This window comes from Agrobacterium sp. 10T429, from assembly GCF_056393925.1.
Genome location: NZ_JBFTGV010000017.1, coordinates 19,288 through 35,098, shown reverse-complemented (window position 1 = coordinate 35,098; position 15,811 = coordinate 19,288). Strand labels below are relative to the sequence as shown.

General features: G+C 55.0%; 20 protein-coding genes and 2 pseudogenes. 11 read left to right on the top strand and 11 right to left on the bottom strand.

What is annotated here, in order from left to right; all coding sequences use genetic code 11:
• Nucleotides 1–246 (top strand): annotated as a pseudogene (locus AC1DCP_RS25935) (hypothetical protein); the annotation flags it as partial.
• 47 nt (nucleotides 247–293) lie between these two features.
• Here AC1DCP_RS25935 and AC1DCP_RS25930 read toward each other — a convergent pair.
• The 6 genes and pseudogenes from AC1DCP_RS25930 to AC1DCP_RS25905 all read right to left on the bottom strand — a co-directional run bounded on the left by AC1DCP_RS25930 (nucleotide 294) and on the right by AC1DCP_RS25905 (nucleotide 3,524).
• On the bottom strand, nucleotides 294–1,559 hold the full coding sequence (locus AC1DCP_RS25930; protein WP_013762472.1) for a type II toxin-antitoxin system HipA family toxin: 1,266 nt from the start codon (nucleotides 1,557–1,559) through the stop codon (nucleotides 294–296).
• Nucleotides 1,556–1,828 carry a helix-turn-helix domain-containing protein gene (locus AC1DCP_RS25925; RefSeq protein ID WP_236735824.1) on the bottom strand — a complete coding sequence of 91 codons (273 nt, stop codon included), beginning with the start codon at nucleotides 1,826–1,828 and terminating at the stop codon, nucleotides 1,556–1,558. The genes AC1DCP_RS25930 and AC1DCP_RS25925 overlap by 4 nt, the downstream gene beginning before the upstream one ends.
• Before the next feature lie 195 nt (nucleotides 1,829–2,023).
• The gene (locus AC1DCP_RS25920; RefSeq protein ID WP_149916406.1) at nucleotides 2,024–2,233 is read right to left on the bottom strand and encodes a hypothetical protein; all 210 of its coding nucleotides are present in this window, start codon (nucleotides 2,231–2,233) and stop codon (nucleotides 2,024–2,026) included.
• 135 nt (nucleotides 2,234–2,368) lie between these two features.
• Nucleotides 2,369–2,527 (bottom strand): annotated as a pseudogene (locus tag AC1DCP_RS25915) (plasmid maintenance toxin (PemK-like)); the annotation flags it as partial.
• Nucleotides 2,514–2,786, bottom strand: a complete 273-nt coding sequence (locus tag AC1DCP_RS25910; RefSeq protein WP_029658823.1) for a type II toxin-antitoxin system prevent-host-death family antitoxin — start codon at nucleotides 2,784–2,786, stop codon at nucleotides 2,514–2,516. The gene AC1DCP_RS25910 and the pseudogene AC1DCP_RS25915, both read right to left, overlap by 14 nt.
• A 612-nt stretch (nucleotides 2,787–3,398) precedes the next feature.
• On the bottom strand, nucleotides 3,399–3,524 hold the full coding sequence (locus AC1DCP_RS25905) for a hypothetical protein (RefSeq protein WP_476774834.1): 126 nt from the start codon (nucleotides 3,522–3,524) through the stop codon (nucleotides 3,399–3,401).
• 266 nt (nucleotides 3,525–3,790) lie between these two features.
• On the opposite strand from AC1DCP_RS25905, the gene AC1DCP_RS25900 reads away from it, so the two are divergent.
• Entirely contained in the window at nucleotides 3,791–4,084 is a 294-nt protein-coding gene (locus tag AC1DCP_RS25900; protein WP_141682301.1) for a hypothetical protein, read from the top strand.
• A 73-nt stretch (nucleotides 4,085–4,157) separates the two neighbouring features.
• Here the strand turns inward: AC1DCP_RS25900 and AC1DCP_RS25895 are convergent, their stop codons facing one another.
• From AC1DCP_RS25895 to AC1DCP_RS25880, 4 genes are all read right to left on the bottom strand, one after another.
• Nucleotides 4,158–5,252: a helix-turn-helix transcriptional regulator gene (locus tag AC1DCP_RS25895; protein WP_112401894.1), complete on the bottom strand. Its 1,095-nt coding sequence runs from the start codon at nucleotides 5,250–5,252 to the stop codon at nucleotides 4,158–4,160.
• Nucleotides 5,253–6,563: 1,311 nt separating this feature from the next.
• Nucleotides 6,564–6,704 (bottom strand): hypothetical protein, encoded by a 141-nt coding sequence (locus AC1DCP_RS25890; protein ID WP_158007505.1) that lies wholly within the window; start codon nucleotides 6,702–6,704, stop codon nucleotides 6,564–6,566.
• Nucleotides 6,694–7,935, bottom strand: a complete 1,242-nt coding sequence (locus AC1DCP_RS25885; protein WP_333704764.1) for a type II toxin-antitoxin system HipA family toxin — start codon at nucleotides 7,933–7,935, stop codon at nucleotides 6,694–6,696. Before AC1DCP_RS25885 ends, AC1DCP_RS25890 begins: the two co-directional genes overlap by 11 nt.
• A complete protein-coding gene (locus tag AC1DCP_RS25880; RefSeq protein ID WP_035200508.1) occupies nucleotides 7,932–8,204 on the bottom strand; it encodes a helix-turn-helix domain-containing protein in 273 nt (90 codons plus the stop codon). Before AC1DCP_RS25880 ends, AC1DCP_RS25885 begins: the two co-directional genes overlap by 4 nt.
• A 421-nt stretch (nucleotides 8,205–8,625) precedes the next feature.
• On the opposite strand from AC1DCP_RS25880, the gene AC1DCP_RS25875 reads away from it, so the two are divergent.
• The 9 genes from AC1DCP_RS25875 to AC1DCP_RS25835 all read left to right on the top strand — a co-directional run bounded on the left by AC1DCP_RS25875 (nucleotide 8,626) and on the right by AC1DCP_RS25835 (nucleotide 14,929).
• Nucleotides 8,626–8,946: a hypothetical protein gene (locus tag AC1DCP_RS25875; protein WP_111790927.1), complete on the top strand. Its 321-nt coding sequence runs from the start codon at nucleotides 8,626–8,628 to the stop codon at nucleotides 8,944–8,946.
• 123 nt (nucleotides 8,947–9,069) lie between these two features.
• Nucleotides 9,070–9,198, top strand: a complete 129-nt coding sequence (locus AC1DCP_RS25870) for a hypothetical protein (protein ID WP_003518932.1) — start codon at nucleotides 9,070–9,072, stop codon at nucleotides 9,196–9,198.
• A gap of 106 nt (nucleotides 9,199–9,304) precedes the next feature.
• Nucleotides 9,305–9,880, top strand: a complete 576-nt coding sequence (locus AC1DCP_RS25865) for a P-loop nucleotide/nucleoside kinase family protein (RefSeq protein WP_174046539.1) — start codon at nucleotides 9,305–9,307, stop codon at nucleotides 9,878–9,880.
• Entirely contained in the window at nucleotides 9,858–10,478 is a 621-nt protein-coding gene (locus AC1DCP_RS25860; protein WP_476774833.1) for a histidine phosphatase family protein, read from the top strand. The genes AC1DCP_RS25865 and AC1DCP_RS25860 overlap by 23 nt, the downstream gene beginning before the upstream one ends.
• Before the next feature lie 70 nt (nucleotides 10,479–10,548).
• Nucleotides 10,549–10,932, top strand: a complete 384-nt coding sequence (locus tag AC1DCP_RS25855; protein WP_174046535.1) for an ester cyclase — start codon at nucleotides 10,549–10,551, stop codon at nucleotides 10,930–10,932.
• Between the two features lie 206 nt (nucleotides 10,933–11,138).
• Nucleotides 11,139–11,798 carry an outer membrane protein gene (locus AC1DCP_RS25850; protein ID WP_476774832.1) on the top strand — a complete coding sequence of 220 codons (660 nt, stop codon included), beginning with the start codon at nucleotides 11,139–11,141 and terminating at the stop codon, nucleotides 11,796–11,798.
• 663 nt (nucleotides 11,799–12,461) lie between these two features.
• Entirely contained in the window at nucleotides 12,462–12,677 is a 216-nt protein-coding gene (locus tag AC1DCP_RS25845) for a hypothetical protein (RefSeq protein ID WP_065659437.1), read from the top strand.
• 428 nt (nucleotides 12,678–13,105) lie between these two features.
• A complete protein-coding gene (locus tag AC1DCP_RS25840) occupies nucleotides 13,106–14,044 on the top strand; it encodes a GntR family transcriptional regulator (protein WP_476774831.1) in 939 nt (312 codons plus the stop codon).
• A gap of 6 nt (nucleotides 14,045–14,050) precedes the next feature.
• Nucleotides 14,051–14,929: a sucrase ferredoxin gene (locus AC1DCP_RS25835; RefSeq protein WP_476774830.1), complete on the top strand. Its 879-nt coding sequence runs from the start codon at nucleotides 14,051–14,053 to the stop codon at nucleotides 14,927–14,929.
• Between the two features lie 35 nt (nucleotides 14,930–14,964).
• Here AC1DCP_RS25835 and AC1DCP_RS25830 read toward each other — a convergent pair whose 3' ends face one another.
• On the bottom strand, nucleotides 14,965–15,798 hold the full coding sequence (locus AC1DCP_RS25830; protein WP_003518948.1) for an alpha/beta hydrolase family protein: 834 nt from the start codon (nucleotides 15,796–15,798) through the stop codon (nucleotides 14,965–14,967).
• Nucleotides 15,799–15,811 lie beyond the last annotated feature (13 nt).

The following is a 15,811-nucleotide window of genomic DNA, read 5'->3' as shown; positions in this document are numbered from 1 at the left end:
CTTCAAAAGCTCGCCCAGGCCGTCGCAGCAGAAGGTTTCTCAGGTATCCAGATCAACAAGGCACTGTCGTCAATCGATGCCCACCAGGAAACCAGCGGAAGTGGCAGGATTCAGACGCTGCGCGTTGTCGCCCGCCAGAAAGGCGCAGCTGTCCGGATCGATGCTGTTTTCAACATTCAGGCAGGACAGATCGCCGACAAGGATGTCATCCGCAAGGGCATCTGCGACATCATAAAAGGCGTGTAAGGCACGGCTTGACGTTCACCTAAACCGATGAGCGCCGCCAAGGGCCACTAAAATTGCCGATCAGCCAGCCGATTACCATTCAGGAATTTGTCGAGTTCAGCAGTACGGGATCTGGATAGCCGAACTTCTTCCGCAAACTGGGGCCACCGATCTACGGCCTCTCGAACCTGCTCTATAACCTCCCTGGCATATTGATCCGGGATCGAAGCCGCTTTGGAGACCGCCAAAAGGTGAGACATGCCGGGGGTTCTACCTTCCCCGGCTATTGCAGCGCTGTGCTCACCGCCTGGCCCGGACGAAAACGTAAGATCGTATGCGGGTGCCAGAGACCACCTACCATTCCCGTCCATAAGAAATGCATGGTTTTTAGCATGGTCGTCGCGATTTCTGGCATAGACATTGAACACCATATTTCGAAACATCTTGAGGACTTCCGCAGCGTCGCGGGTCATCATATGGGTCAGCTTGTGAAGTTGCTCATAGTTCACACTCGCCTCACGATGGCTGGCATTCAACAGGCCGCTTGCCGTGTGCATGTGGAGCCTGCCGGTAGGTGTCCTGTCAAAACGTTTCGTCGCGAAAAGCCGCCTTCCTTTCCGGGTCTCCAACAGCTGCGTGTCAGCCATCGTCAGTCCTGCAGCTACCGCCATAAGCGCATAGGCTCTTTCTTCAGCGCCAATCTCCCGCGGATCATCGGAACTAGGTGCCTTGACCATCCACCTTTCAAACCCCGCGCCCAACGGCTGGCCGTAGTCCAGAACACAGGTATTTTCCACTTGGTTGAAGCCGATCATAATCTTCGGACGTGCACCCGCGGATCCGCCCTGTGCGCCCTGCAAACGATCGATGTCGGCGATGTCCATCTCCGTCTGTACCAACTCCACCTGATCAGCGAACCAATCGAGATCAGTGACGGCCTGTTGTTTCTGATCGTCTGGCAATTCCGGAATGTATGAGAGTGCCCCCATTCCCGTTCTGCCCACCGCCGAGAGACGGTCAACCGGCGTGAGCCGGGTGTAATCAATGCCCGCTCGCTGTAGACGGCGGTCCAGCAACAGACGACCCCACCCGTCAGGCAGGCTGTCGTTGAATAGCCCATGGAGCCCGTCGAACGGATCGCGAGGCGCCGCAATCAACCCGGTGGCCGCCATCATATGGAATGGAGAAATCAAAAGGGGCGATGTCAGAAACTCCGCCGCGTACTCGAAGTAAGCCCTCCGTTCCTTGCCACTCCAGGCGAGGGTACCGAGTTTCCTCTCGTTCCCTTCGAGATTCAGATAAACCTTAATCTGCTGGATTGGCTTGAACTTCATTTCCGGCGCACACGCTGCTTGAGAGGACGATCAATGACATCATCGATATTCTGCGGCGGCCGACCTGGAAACAAGCGTTCGAACTCCGCCTCCGCCTCAAGGGCAAACGCAATTTTCACAAGGCTCTCGAGCGAAATTTTACCGGTTTCTTCAAATAGCCTCAACGATCCGTAGGACACATTCGATCTCGAAGCCAGTTCACGCTGGGTCAATCCATGCTCAATCCGTCGGCGCTTCATTCTGTCCGCCAAACCTCTGATAACTTCCACCGGGGATGCCATCCTAAATGCTAACATATTATCACCCAAATACAAATAAATGACATTACTGCCAATATAATAGCATTTAAATAAATCGCAAGTCGGTGATTTGAGCCATGCCGGAAAAGGTAGCGGCATAACTTAGCCGCCGGAAGCCAGCGCCAAAGAAAGGATCGTACTGAGTGCACGGACGCTCAAACCACATCAACTGCAGCAACAAACATCCCGCACCAGATAAGCAACGCCAACCTGACTGAGCCAATCGCCGCCGGAGACCGCCGCTGGCGGCAATCCGGCAGCCGACACATATAAAGCCGTTATAAGGAAAATGACTTTACCCCCAAAAGGTGGGAGTTGATTGAACATCTTCAGAAGATCGGTCGCCTGTAATTCCAGATGTAGTTTGTCGCTCACGTAAATCTTTCTTGAAACGGCTTGGCTAATTCCACACAGCACTATATTGCGCTGGATTCTGCCATGGCACATCTCTCATGAACAGATCGCACGCAATTGCTGCTTCTGCCGGAAGCGGTTGATGGTTACGTCGGCCCGGACAACCCCGTCCGCTTCATCGAAGCTTTCGTCAACTATCGCCAGAACCAGCACCAGTCGATCCTTGTCGCCCTCCTCACGGCCTTCGAGATGCGGCCAATGCCAAAGGTGCGAATATCTGAACAGCCCGCCGACCTTTGGTTCAGTCGGCAGAATGCTTGTCCGTCAACAGTTCGGCGTTGAGATGTTCCAGACCCGGCTCCATCTGCGATGCTTCAGTGGCGGCGAGGTCATCGTCGCCGAGCGTCGTCGAAAGTTCGACTCGGCGATCACGCTTTGCGAGGCGCATATAGTCCTCATAGGCAATCACAACGGGGCGACGCCGACCGTTCTTGGTGATAATGACGGGCTCGCGGACTGCAGCGTGATGATAGGCTCCAAAATTTTCGAGCCGTGTTGGAAAAAGTGGCAGAATAACTCAGCCGCCGGGAGCCGGTGCAAAAGAAAGAACCGTACCGAGTATTAAGTAGTATATCTCAATACAAAAATTTGAATTACATAATCAAATACAGTCAGCGGCTCCTCGTACAGAAACCGCTGCCCATGAGACATCACACCGTGGGTCGCAAGCACAGTTTGCTGTTGTTGAGCACACCGCTCATGTCACATACAAAGTACTTTACTTTGTATGGGTGCGAACGGGTGTCCGAGACGCTTACGGTTTTCCCACGAGAACCGATTGTTGATGTTGTACCCCAAGCTGATTTTCCGGCACATTTTCGCTCATCTCCGGGCATATAGTAGCACATGACGACCTGTACGGGGATATTGCACTTGTTGATGACGTCAACGTAGTCCCAATCGATCCTGCCCCGACTGCGCTGTTTAAATGCTACGCAATCATCATTCGCGTAAGGCGCCTGGCCATTCTTAATCGGCCTCTGAACCGACGGTCTGGGATCGGGCGTACTTGCAGCGTTGGCAATTGCGCCTGCTCTGCCAAATGCCCGGCTCATCCGATCGATATTATCCGACGAGCGTGGACGAAATGTCTGTACAGGTCTGTCCTCGGGTTCCGGTAGAGCGTTCAGTATAGCAATGCCGAGCCCCAGCAATGCGGCTGCATCAGCTCCAGATGATTGTCGTTGCGCAGCGCCACCGCCGCACCCGTAAGATCGGCCACCGTTAGCCGGGGCAAGTTCACACCGTGCATCGGCCTGTCCGGAAAAAGGAAACACGGAAAGTGATGACATAAGGATAAGAAAAGTTACACGCCAGTTCATTCTAACCTCTCGCTGAACGGATGAATCATTCCTCAGCGCAAGGCTATATCCCTCGCCCGATGCGCTGACGATGCGCCAGACACCATCATAAACGGGCACCATAATCGTACCCTAATTGGAGAATGCGACAGCTCCGTCTTTTTGTTTGTCTCTAACCGCTCACATCCAGGACGCGGACAATACGCAAGCTTCCCAGATGCGAAAATTCAGCTTGGGGACTTCAAACATGCAATTTAAAAAATGCATCCGAACCAGCGCCGTAACCCTGATTGCTTTCGCCGCAAGCGAACACGCGGTACTTGGCAAGGATATCTGCTCGGACACGTATATGAGTGAGAAGATCCATCCGTTTGCAACACGTGCCCGGAATGCAATCGGCATTTGCGGCACAGCAAAAGCGGGTGTGGCTCTCTACACCGAAAGCCTGCGGCTCGTGCAACAATGCCTGAGCGATCCGGGGCTACGGGCCTATAAGCAGGATCTGGAATGACTTTTGCACGATGCAAAAAACCAGGCATCAGCATCATGCGGCTGAGCACCGTATATTGGGGTAGCCTTGCGTGTCACCCTAGCCGAATGCCAGCAAGCAGGACACATAGCTCCGCCTGTCGTTCGGTCCCGGTTTTACGAAGGATTGACCGAATGTGGGTACGAACCGTTTCATATTGAATTCCACAATGACCGGCGACGGTTCTCAGGTCGGCACCGTCGGCAAGAAGTGCCGCAATTTTACATTCAGACGGCGTCAGCCCAAACAGATGATGAAGCACGTCATATGAAATGAAACGTTTATCACTCACATCTTCGAGCAGCACCATCGCGTACGACCTGGCGAAAACGTCACGCAAATTTGGCCCAGCCCTTTCGATCCGCGCAAGCAACGGCCTCTTCTCACCACGGGTCAACGTCACGACTTCGCCGTGAGCCAGATCATTCGATCGAATGACCTTGTTCAGCATCGCCTCAAAGACCACTGTCTCCCGTGACGACGCTGCCCTGATTTTTCCATGCGCTATTCTGACATCCCCGGTGAGAAGCGAATCCGCCTTCTGGTTAGCCGCTACCACATGACCACGATGGTCAAAGAAAACGCACGCAACATCTGCACGCTCAAACGCGGCCAGTCGTCCTCTCATGTCGCCAGCCGAAAACAGTGCCATGATCCGTGCGGACATCTGAAGGTGGGTTCTGAGATTAGCGAGGTGAACCCGGTCATCGTTCCCAAACCCGCCATCGCCGAGCCTGCGTTGCAGAACGAAAAACAGATCGTCCTCACCTGAGGAAAAATTGACGACTGCTGTATGCTGGAATCCATGCTTCGCCATGAATTTATAGTATTCGAGATTATCCAGATCACCTTTACGGACGAAATCCTCCTCGAGGACAACTCCGTTACGCTTCATCAACGGTATGAATTTCGCCCGGTGGTCTCGCGTGTTCCAGCCGTCGTTGATATAGGCTTCCATGATCGAGGATAAACTCTCGGTGAAAAGAACACCTCCGACCGAGCCGGAGCTTGCCGGTGCCATGACATTGATGCCGCCGGCGCCAGTTGCCTCAGCAATCTGCTCCAGAAGCGAGGGCCAACGCGAGGGCTCCAGCGCTGCATCCTGGAACCGATTCAGCAGATTATGAAAAACCGCGATATCAACCGGCATTTTCCCCCTCACCCACCAAAGTATATTTGTATAGCCAGAATACAGCACCAGATCCAGAAGTTGTTTTCGTACATACTTGAAAAGACACACTTGTCGAGCTGGAAGCGGCCCGTTTCTCATCAACCTCCCGAAGCCATCAACCTGGAGCATGTGGCACGCTCTAGGCGCAACGGGGCTTCTACGACGGTCCGGACCGATGTGCGCGCTCAATCCCCGGCAAGATACTCGTTGCATTTCTGAGCCGTCTTATCGTCACCTAACGACATCAGTCAGCGTCCTGCAGCAAACCCGAACCTGATCAGCCAGACATACCCCAATTGGGGTACGCAAACCTGGGGTAAGCTCGATATTAAATTTGCCGTGTAATCAAGCTGGAGCATTATCATTGCGGTACGTGTTGATGTGGGTCGGGCCTGACAGGCAAGAGCCTGTTGTCGAAACCGACGATATTTCACAGTGCGTACTGTGGATCAGCAGGCAAACAGGAAATAACGCCGAGTTTTCAGAGAACGATTATCACGTCATCGATCGTGATCTCGACGCAGACATTCCGCGCGCGACAAGTTTCCTGTAGCAAGAGGACGCTACTTCAGCAGCAGCGAAAATGCCATAAGCCTCATAAAATACTTTTATAGACAATCTCAATTATCTGTATTATAATAATAAAATACATATTTAAACAAACTGCGAGTTCACCCCCCGCACATGGCTAGGAAGAAGACCGCTCCTCTCCATGGTCCCGATGTGTTCGCAATATAGCGCCCGAGCATGATGATCCGCCTTCCGAGCCATCAGTCTTCTCTGTCGGTTGACACACCGGCTACTGCTCTCGAAGCTGGCCGATCACATCCACGCGGTCGTACGTCCCGGTGGCGGGTACGACATCCAATTTTTCACCAGCCGTATATTTATCCTTAGGCCTACCAAGTCTCACCGTCTGCATGCAGGTATGCGTAATGCCCTTTTGCTAGCGCTCGAAAACAATCGTGCCAAAACTGAAGGTCTTTTAGTGCGGCTCAAATAACGGTTCACTTCCGCGGCCCGAAACCTTGACTTGTTGATCCCATACTTTCTGAATCGTCGCGATGGAGTGGGGGGAAATTACTGAAGCGCCACGCTCGTAGGCCCATCACTAGAGCGCCGACGATAGCAAAGCAGCACACCATCAATACAGGCTACACAAACCTGAATGCGTCGAGCTTCGGATCGTTGTGCTGCCGATGTAGCATTGTGGCAAAAACTCGCGTCTCGTTAGCGGTTCGAACGTTGAAACAACAGGCGTCATGTCACGAAAGTTCGCCCGCTTACTGGCTATCGCTTTGGCACACCTGCATAGCGAAACATGATGTCATCGTAGAACTGCTTCCCAAACAGCACTTCGCGGTCAAAACATTTCGCACAGAGTTCCAGATCAGTGGTCGGATTATAGTCAAACTGCGTTTCATCGATCATGCATCTGCTCCTGAATTCGCCGGCACCGCTTTTGAACGCTGTGAGTAATTCGCTCAAGAATCCTCGTCGGATCGCTGGAGAGGGCGACGATATGTGGTGCCACCTCATCGCATGCGACGCTGACCAGTTTTGCAAGCTCCTCCACCCGTTTCAGTGTCGATGCGCCGCTCAATCCAATGTCATCAGCCAGTGCCTGCCAGTCGGCACGCCGCAGGTCAGGCGCATGGAACCGACCGGAAATCCCCTGCGGCAGGCTCTGGTCGACCTGGCGATAAACTGCAGCGCACATCAGGTCATAGAGTGGAGCCATCTTCGCGGACCCACCGGCACCAATCAGGATAGAGTAATTTTTGGCATGCGAATCCGAATTGCAGATCAGGACATTGAAGATCACCGCATCGAGAAGTTTCAAACGCTCGCCAGGCGAAACAAGATCGCTGACGGCATCAAACATCATCTTCATGGTCACACCGCCGCCGGTCGAGGACCGCTCGTATTTCTGCGAGGGGAAGTAACCCGTTAACTGGCAAAGATCCTCCTGATGCAGCCTGCGGATCTCGCCTTGAGCGTCGGTAAAGCGATCATAGCGTTTCACGAGAAGGTAACGTCGCTTGCCAGCTACTCCGATCGTCGCCTCGGCGGCATCCAGGCCGCAGGCACGCGCAAGCGACAGGCAAAAAGCTTCGTTCTCCACGCTCCCCGCAAGGCGTTTCGTATCCGGCTTGAGAATATGCGTGGACGGCGTCCCGTCGACCGGAACTGAAATACGGCCACTCCCATCACCAAACACCGGCAGCTTCTCCTGAACGCCCGCCAGGGACATAGAAACACCGCGCTCTCCGACCAGAAAGGGTTTGGCAGGAAGTTCATTGAGAATACGCTCCAGCGCCTGCTCGTCCGGCACGCGCTGCAGGTTGACGCCAGCTTTCCGCGGCTCCCCGATCGACAGTGCCCCCGCCGTGTCACGTCCGATATGAGCAAGTAGACCGACAATATCTTGCGGGGAAACCTTGAGGCGCTGACCGATCTCGGCAAGATGGGTTTCCGGAAGCAGATTGGCAAGCCAGGGAAGCAGCTTCGCTGCACCCACGGATCCGGAACGCAGCGGCATGGTAAGCGACACCGGAAAGGCCGGGCGGCGTGCTTTCCAGCCCGGATCATAGTCCAACCTCCATTCGCCTTCAAAAGTCAGATGGGCGACAGGCAAGGTCTCGTAGTAGATGGTTGTCATTGATCAGCACCAAACATCGGTAGAAAGCCGAGGTCATCGTCCGGCGCGACTTGCGCAGTCTGAACCGTCTTGAGATCGCCAAGATCGATTCCAACTGCGCGTGCGACGATCAGGGCTTTTTCGAGCTGGCAACTCGGCTTGCCCGATTCAAGCTCGACGATGAAGCGTTCCCCCGTTCCGGAACGGGCAGCAAGCCCGGTTTGCGTCCAGCCAAGTGCTTTGCGTCTCTCCTTGATAGCAGCGCCGAAATCACGCGCGGACCTGAACATCGTCAACCTCCATAGTTTCACTTACCGTACAGGAAGTTTTCCAAAGAATCAAGAAATAACTTCCCGATCGGTAAGTCTTACGCTTGATCGCGCCAAATCATCCTGATCGGGAATCTCTGTGGGATCGCACCTGGCAGGAGCCAGGGTATTTGCCTCGTCTCACGGGCCTATTGTTTCATCATCATTGCCCGATAAATTGATACACCGGCCATTACTATCGTATTAATATTTTACATCCGAAAAAACACTTAATTATATGATATATAACCATAAGTATCACGATGATAAATGGCATAATCCATTTCGCCGCGCGTTGGGCCCTGATGCACGGGCATCACGCCAACACCTCAAAACCGTAGCCCGAAGCCCACGCTGCCGGTTCTCTGGTGACGCCGCCTGGTCGACCCGGCAACCTCATAACATGACCCTGACCAACAGTTTCATTGCCGAACTCGTCCGCGACGCCAACAGGCTCGAGAACCTCGACGACTATCAGAAGCGCCGCATGCTTGAACGGGCAGTAACGACAATCCGCGACATGCGCGAAACGATCGGAATCCCCTCCGGTCCCGGTCGCGACAGTGTCGTCGACATCCACACCGTCGCCCTGTCCATCGAACACGGATGGCGCAGCGATGACGACGTGCGAAAGGCCCTGCTGCAGGCAGCCGGCATGATCCGGGACCTGCATATCGTCCTCGACAGCAAAACCGGAATCAGCTTTTCCGAACCCGCCGGTTGACGTCATGTGTCATCTTCCCGCCGTCAATGGCACTTCGTACCGGCGAAATTCAGCTTATTGATTTTAGGTTTTCGTTAACCATACGCGACCACCTTCGTCCCACAGCAACGATGGAGGTTGGCTTTGGCTTACGACTGGAATCGCAATGAACGCGAAGGCATGTTTGATGAACTGGCGGCGGCCCTGATATTCTTCACAATCGTCAGCCTGCTTCTGGCGTCCGCATACCTCGTGACAACCTTTGCCAGATAGGGCGGGTTCTTCCACCCGTCTACCGGCGAGGACGAGAAACGCCAGCCTGGGAACTTTGGTCGATGACCGTACTATAAGCCGCCGAATGCCTGCTTCGGGTGAATGAATGACCATGACAGACGATCTTCGCGGCCATATCCTGCTTCTCTCCGGGCACCCAGGCTCCGGCAAGTCCACAATCGCCGGAACGCTTGCGCACTTGCGCGGCGTGCCAAAGGTTCATTTTCATAGCGATGATCTGTGGGGATACATCAAGCATGGCCGTATCGATCCCTGGCTTCCCGAATCCGATCAACAAAACCGCATGATCATGCAGATCGCCGCCGATGTCGCAGGTCGCTATGCCGAGGCGGGTTATTTCGTCATTGTCGATGGCGTCGTGCGACCGGACTGGCTCCCGGCCTTCCTGGCGCTTGCATGCCCGCTGCACTACATCGTGCTGCGCACGACAGTAACAGAAGCAATCGAACGCTGTCAGGCTCGCGGCGGCGACAGCCTCGGCGATCCGCTGGTCGTGGCCGATCTTCATGCCCAGTTCGCCAATCTCGGGGCTTTCGAGCACAATGTACTATCGTTGTCGGGCAAGGACAGGGATCAGGCCTTGCAGGCGATCATCAATGCGCTGCAATCGGCACGTTTCCGTATTGATGCCACGAACGATGGCAATCGATTACGAACATAGAGGTGAAGCAAGCGTGGCCGTCCCGACAATCTATCTCCTGCGCCACGGCGAAACAGTCTGGAACTGTATTGGCCGGTTTCAGGGACAACAGGATTCCCCGCTAACCGCGCGCTGTATCGAACAGGCCGATCAAGTCGCGCGCCTGCTCCGTGACGCTCTCTGCGGCGATGAACAGTCTTTCCGGATGCAAATCAGCCCGCTCGGGCGCGTGCAACAGACAGCAGAACGGGTCCAGGCCGAGGTTGCGCTCCCGTGTCTCGAAGATAGCCGGCTCGTTGAGGTCACCACCGGCTCCTGGGACGGGATGACGCGATTTGAGATTGATGCCGAATTTCCTGGCCGCCTTGAAGGATCCAACGCATTCGACTGGTATTTCAGGGCACCGGATGGCGAAAGTTTTGATGACGCCTGCAAGCGCGCGACGTCATGGATCTCGGATCTCCGGCATCCGACGATCGCCATTTCCCATGGCCTGTTCGGGCGGATTCTTCGCGGTGTTTTTCTCGGACTTTCGAAGCTGGAGATGCTCGAACTGCCCGTTCCGCAGGATGTGTTGTACCGACTGGATGATGGCAGGTGCGATCTCATCACAGCTTGACCCGCACCGTCATGATCCAGAAAGCCAAGGGCCAAGGACGTCATTCGCCACGTCGACAAGGGACAAACACATGCATACACTTAACGTCATTTACCTGGCTTATCTCGACTGCCTCAACCGTCAGGCCTTCGATGAGCTCGGCACTTTCGTCGACGATACTGTTGAACACAACGGCCGGGCGTTAGGCCTGTCGGGCTATCGCGACATGCTGGTCAGGGACTTTGCTGATATTCCAGACCTTCGGTTTCAGGCAGAGATCCTTGTCAGCGACGTGCCCCGGATCGGCGCCCGGCTTTCGTTCGATTGCACTCCCAAATCCACCTTCATGGGCCTTCCGGTCAATGGCCGACGCGTTCAGTTCTGCGAGCATGTTTTCTACGAGTTCGAACAGACAAAAATCCGCAGGGTCTGGTCGGTCATCGACAAGGCCGCAATTGAGCGCCAGCTCGGCTGACGGCCCTCACCGGTCGAAGGTATCTGTGGCCCGCCATCGCCAGAAAAATGAGCCGAAAGAGTGTGATTGCACGAGACGCTCGCTGAAGCCGGACAGCCTCAATTTATGCAGACAGCTGCTGAGGTCGCGGGCGTTGCACAAAGGTTAGATCATATTTCGGGAAAAAAGCATATGAATGATCTCTCATATAAGGGAGTTCAGAGACTATGAAGAAAATCGTATCGACTATTGCATTCGTGCTTGCGGCATCGACCGCAATGGCGGCCGATGCCGTATCAGAAGTTCCTGCAGCCCCGGCAGCAGACGTTGCGCCGCTGTTCAGCTGGACCGGGTTTACCGCCGGTGTCCAGGCCGGCTACGGCTGGAACAACAATGACGCTTCGATCGTCGGCCTTCCCGGCCAAACGTTCGCAGACTTCGACGGTGCTCTTGCCGGTGGTTTCGTCGGCTTCAACTACGACCTTGGCAACAGCTGGGTCGTTGGCATCGAAGCAGACTTCGAAAAGAACTGGGGCGATGATTCAGCCACTATACTCGGCACGGGCTTTGACTACGGGTTTGACTGGCAGGGTTCGGTTCGTGGCCGGGTCGGCTACGCATTTGACCGTGCCCTGGTCTATGGCACCGCAGGCTGGGCCTATGCTCGCGGCTACGCGGAAGTTCCGGGCATTGCCGACGTGAAGGAAACGTTCAACGGCTACACCGTCGGCGTTGGTCTCGACTACGCGTTTACCGACATGGTGTTCGGACGCGTTGAGTATCGTTACACCGATTTCGGCGACAAGGATTTCGATTTCGGCGGCGCTGCAATCAATGCAGATGTCGACCAGCATGCAATACGCGTCGGCCTCGGCGTAAAATTCTGATTCACCCGGACAGCAACAGCAAAAGCCCGGCCATTGTGCCGGGCTTTTTTCTTGTCCCTTTTCCGAAGGCGGGAAGCGACAAACAGGGGTGGGCAAGTACGGGCCACCTGTTGGCCAGTTGCAATGCCACCACAATGACTGAACATGCCGACCAGGACCCGGACGCGACCGGACACGCTCCTTCTCCCTCCAGCAAACGATCAGCCAGCCTCACCCACGATTTCCCCTTTGAGCAAATCCCCAAGCAGTACACGATCGGCATCCCGCAGCGCCAATTGCGTCAGCTTACACCGCAGTAAGTGGAGCAGCATCTGCGCATCCATTCCATCCGCCGGCTTTTTGCAGTTGGTTAAGAATCCATGTGCCAAGCGGCACTTTCAGCCGCACCTCGAGCTCCCGTTGCCGCGCGGCAAGGTTCCGCGGATGATGCGGGTGTTCCCTGGAGGCATTGGATCGGTACAAGCCTGTTCCATGCGTTCGACGACGACACTATTCGCGACCAAGCGCGGTGGCTAGCTGACGGATCCCCTGGATTTGCTTAAGCACGCCAACCGCAGCTTGGAGCAACTTGCGATTTAGATAAAATTTACGCTAAATCTTATCGGTTTGAACCGATCCGGCCATGCTACGTTTCACGCAAGTCAAATCGGGAGGCCGGCTGCGATGATCTGGAATTTGGAGAAACTTGAACAAGAACGTCTCGACCTCATTGAGGTCATTGACAATCTCAAGAGGTGGGAACGTTTCTCTATAGACGACCGGCACATCATCTCATTACAGATCACCGCACATATGATGCGACTTAGCCAACTGGATGAAGACCTGGCGCACTTGCGCAGTCAAGAATTTCGCTCGGTTGAATATCTGGCTGCTGACTGAGGCCCGTCGTTGTGGCGAATTAAGGACCCGTTTGTGTGAGCATTGTGCTTATGCCCATACCGCGAAACCTTCGCGGCTGATGCCAGGGGTTTTTGGAATATTGGTTGCGGGGGCTCGCAACACACGATTCCTGCGGCTACCGTTCATCGTTGACGCCATACTTCGAGTTGGGTGTAGTTGACGGCTAACGATAGTGATAAAACCTCCCCATAACCGCGCTCATTTCATTCAGTTGCCTGATCTATGTATAAGTCGATATGGCGTCCAGTCCGGCATTAGAATTAACCCTCCAAGCGACTATCTGCTTTCGCGAAATGTAAAGGCGACGAAAAGTGGCTTACAACCAATTATTCGCTTCAGATTGACAGTCGATTTGTATTATGATGACGCATAAATCATTTTATAGATTGGGCGTGTAGTAAGTGGCTATGAGAAGTGGCATCCTAGGCTCAAAGAGTGTTGCGAACGGCGCTCTTAGTCCTTTACAGATTGAAGTTGTTCGAAAACTGATACCGATTGTCCGTGCGGGTAAGTGGCCAATCGGTGGGAAGATCTCGGATGCGGCTCTCGCCCGCGAATTCGGCATCTCGCGTACGCCAGTTCGACAGGTACTGCAATTCCTTGCTGAAAAGGGTCTTCTAGCGCAAACCGATAATCGTGGTTTTGTGTTGGTGCGAGTGCCAACCGGCGATGATCGCTTTGAAGAAGTTGTGCCCCCATCTGGGATGGATGTGCTGTACCGGCAGATTATGCATGCGAGAGCAAACGGTCTGATCGGCAGCGAAGCGTCCGAAACAGAATTGCTGGAACACTTCGGCACGTCACGCGGCGTCGTGCGCCGCACGCTCATGCGCCTGTCTGCTGAAGGACTTGCAGAACGGCGTGACGGGCACGGCTGGCGTTTTGCCGAATGCCTAGACAACCGTCAGGCGGTCAATGAAAGTTACGCCTTCCGCGCCATCATCGAATGCGGCGCCGTAATGGAAGATACATTCCGGGTGGACATGGAGATGCTGCTGGCGCTGGAAAGTGAACAGACGGCTTTGCTTAACGCCCCATTGGCATCGATTGAAGGATCGGCCTGGTTTGAGGCAAATGCCCGCTTCCACGAAACCGTGGTTTCCTGGGCAAACAATCGCTTTCTCGAACAGGCGATCCACCGCCAAAACAGCCTGCGGCGCATGACGGAATATGCGGAATTTGCTGAACTGAGTGAAGCGGGCGTACGCAAGGCGGCGCGAGACCACCTGGCAATCCTCGAAGCCATCAAAAGCGATGACCGAAAGCTGGCTTCGGCCATCCTCTTCCGCCATCTCAGCCGTTCTTCCGTCAGTGGCGAGGCGCGCCCTGCCCGCCTCGGGGATTGATCGCAGATGGCTGCACGTATCTTTTGTCGTGACCTGTGTACTGAGCGCGGCGAACCGGCGTCGGGACTTGGCCCATCGTCAAAAAGCTATGTGCTGCTGCACTGGCCGCGCGGTGAATGGCGTGTGCCACGCATCAAATCGCACAATATGCCAGAAGGGCTCGGGCAGGCAATTTTGGCTGCCAATGCGGTGGGCATTCACGTTGCATTGGTGGATGGCGACGACGTTGGGTTCACGCATCAGGGTATTGTCAGAGACCATGTGACACCTGAGGAAGCCGAACGGCTGCTGCTGCATATTGCCGGTGGAGGCGTGCTTGACGGTACACATGACCCACGCATGACCATCGTGTGCTGCACCGATGGCAAGCAGGACCCTTGCTGCGCCCGTTACGGCTTTGCGACGTGGAAGGCCCTGCGACAGGCAGCAAATCCAAGTCGCTTCCGTATCCTGCAATCCACCCATCTCGGCGGATGCCGTTTTGCCGCCTCACTTGTCGTTTTGCCGCACAGAGCCCGCTATAGCCGACTAGAGCCATCGCAGGTTGGCGATTTTCTCACCTGCCTTGAACAGGGCACTCCCTACCTGCCCGCCTATCGCGGTAACCCCTACTACGACGCGCCTGCACAGACGGCGGAAATCGCGCTGCTGGAATGGGCAGGACAGCGCGGCACAACAGGGGCGGTGACACTTCATAAGACGGAGAGCGGCATTTCCAACGCGGACCAAGTTCATTTCTGCGCAACGATCGGCACGCAACACGCCACTGTAACCGTTGACAGACCCGAGTTTGCGGTCAACACACGCTGCGTCACGATTGGTCAACCCGAGGGCATAAAAAATGTGGCGCGATGGGTCGCCACATCTGTTCGGCCCGAAGACTGATCGACGTCGTAGTCTCCGGCCAAGCCGATAGTTCCTCAGCCTTCGAGAACTGCCGAGAAGAATGCCTTGACGGGCGGCTGAATACCGGTGCCATTATGGCTGATGCCGGCAACCCTATCGAAACGCGGTTCGACACCAACCGCCTTCAGGCCCTTTTCCAAGGCGCGCAAACGCTCAACGCGGGTTTCACCGCTATCATTTATGCCCTCCATCCAGAAGGGTGATTTTGGCCCGACGGTGACATCCCAGGTTTCGACATCCGCGTCACCGATCACCAGCTGCACGGCCACCTGACGCATCGCGTCGATATCAATGGGCTGGCCGAATATCTCTTCCATGCCGTTCAAACCGACCCACCAATTGGCGCGATCATCGGGAAGCGTGACGGTACCGGGCGCACCCACCGAAACGGCACGAAGTCGGCGCGGGTGAAGATAGAAAAAACGATGGGCAAATTGCGCACCACCGGAAAAGCCGTGCATCAACACCTTTTCCTTCTCGACACGGTAACGCGTCGCCAGCTCATCAATCATGTCCAGCAGAACAAGATCGTAACGAATGCCGTGATAGATCATGTGTTTGTAATTGTGCAGATCATCAGCATCATCAATACCCGCCGGGAAAAGCGGTGCCAGCAGGACGCATTGATGCTGTTCGGCAAAGTCGATGAATTCGTCGCGCAGGATATCAGCGTCGCGCAGGCTGCCATGAACAAGGACGGCAAGCGGATGCACGGTTTCACCGGCCGGATCATATCCTTCGGGAATATAGCAGCACCACGAAAAGCGCTGATCCATGCGCGAAGCAAAGATCGGTGTGCGGCCACGGCGATAAAAATTGAGTGGCACGGCCTTTTGCTGGACGAACATGAGACAATTCCCT

What these genes read in the sequence shown, in the direction of transcription:
- AC1DCP_RS25930 (WP_013762472.1), bottom strand. Translation starts at nt 1,559, where the DNA reads ATGAAGTTCAAGCCAATCCAGCAGATTAAGGTTTATCTGAATCTCGAA.
- AC1DCP_RS25865 (WP_174046539.1), top strand. Translation starts at nt 9,305, where the DNA reads ATGACCATGACAGACGATCTTCGCGGCCATATCCTGCTTCTCTCCGGG.
- AC1DCP_RS25880 (WP_035200508.1), bottom strand. Translation starts at nt 8,204, where the DNA reads ATGTTCAGGTCCGCGCGTGATTTCGGCGCTGCTATCAAGGAGAGACGC.
- AC1DCP_RS25845 (WP_065659437.1), top strand. Translation starts at nt 12,462, where the DNA reads ATGATCTGGAATTTGGAGAAACTTGAACAAGAACGTCTCGACCTCATT.
- AC1DCP_RS25900 (WP_141682301.1), top strand. Translation starts at nt 3,791, where the DNA reads ATGCGAAAATTCAGCTTGGGGACTTCAAACATGCAATTTAAAAAATGC.
- AC1DCP_RS25835 (WP_476774830.1), top strand. Translation starts at nt 14,051, where the DNA reads ATGGCTGCACGTATCTTTTGTCGTGACCTGTGTACTGAGCGCGGCGAA.
- AC1DCP_RS25905 (WP_476774834.1), bottom strand. Translation starts at nt 3,524, where the DNA reads ATGCACGGTGTGAACTTGCCCCGGCTAACGGTGGCCGATCTTACGGGT.
- AC1DCP_RS25895 (WP_112401894.1), bottom strand. Translation starts at nt 5,252, where the DNA reads ATGCCGGTTGATATCGCGGTTTTTCATAATCTGCTGAATCGGTTCCAG.
- AC1DCP_RS25860 (WP_476774833.1), top strand. Translation starts at nt 9,858, where the DNA reads ATGGCAATCGATTACGAACATAGAGGTGAAGCAAGCGTGGCCGTCCCG.
- AC1DCP_RS25840 (WP_476774831.1), top strand. Translation starts at nt 13,106, where the DNA reads ATGAGAAGTGGCATCCTAGGCTCAAAGAGTGTTGCGAACGGCGCTCTT.
- AC1DCP_RS25875 (WP_111790927.1), top strand. Translation starts at nt 8,626, where the DNA reads ATGACCCTGACCAACAGTTTCATTGCCGAACTCGTCCGCGACGCCAAC.
- AC1DCP_RS25890 (WP_158007505.1), bottom strand. Translation starts at nt 6,704, where the DNA reads ATGATCGATGAAACGCAGTTTGACTATAATCCGACCACTGATCTGGAA.
- AC1DCP_RS25850 (WP_476774832.1), top strand. Translation starts at nt 11,139, where the DNA reads ATGAAGAAAATCGTATCGACTATTGCATTCGTGCTTGCGGCATCGACC.
- AC1DCP_RS25830 (WP_003518948.1), bottom strand. Translation starts at nt 15,798, where the DNA reads ATGTTCGTCCAGCAAAAGGCCGTGCCACTCAATTTTTATCGCCGTGGC.
- AC1DCP_RS25885 (WP_333704764.1), bottom strand. Translation starts at nt 7,935, where the DNA reads ATGACAACCATCTACTACGAGACCTTGCCTGTCGCCCATCTGACTTTT.
- AC1DCP_RS25855 (WP_174046535.1), top strand. Translation starts at nt 10,549, where the DNA reads ATGCATACACTTAACGTCATTTACCTGGCTTATCTCGACTGCCTCAAC.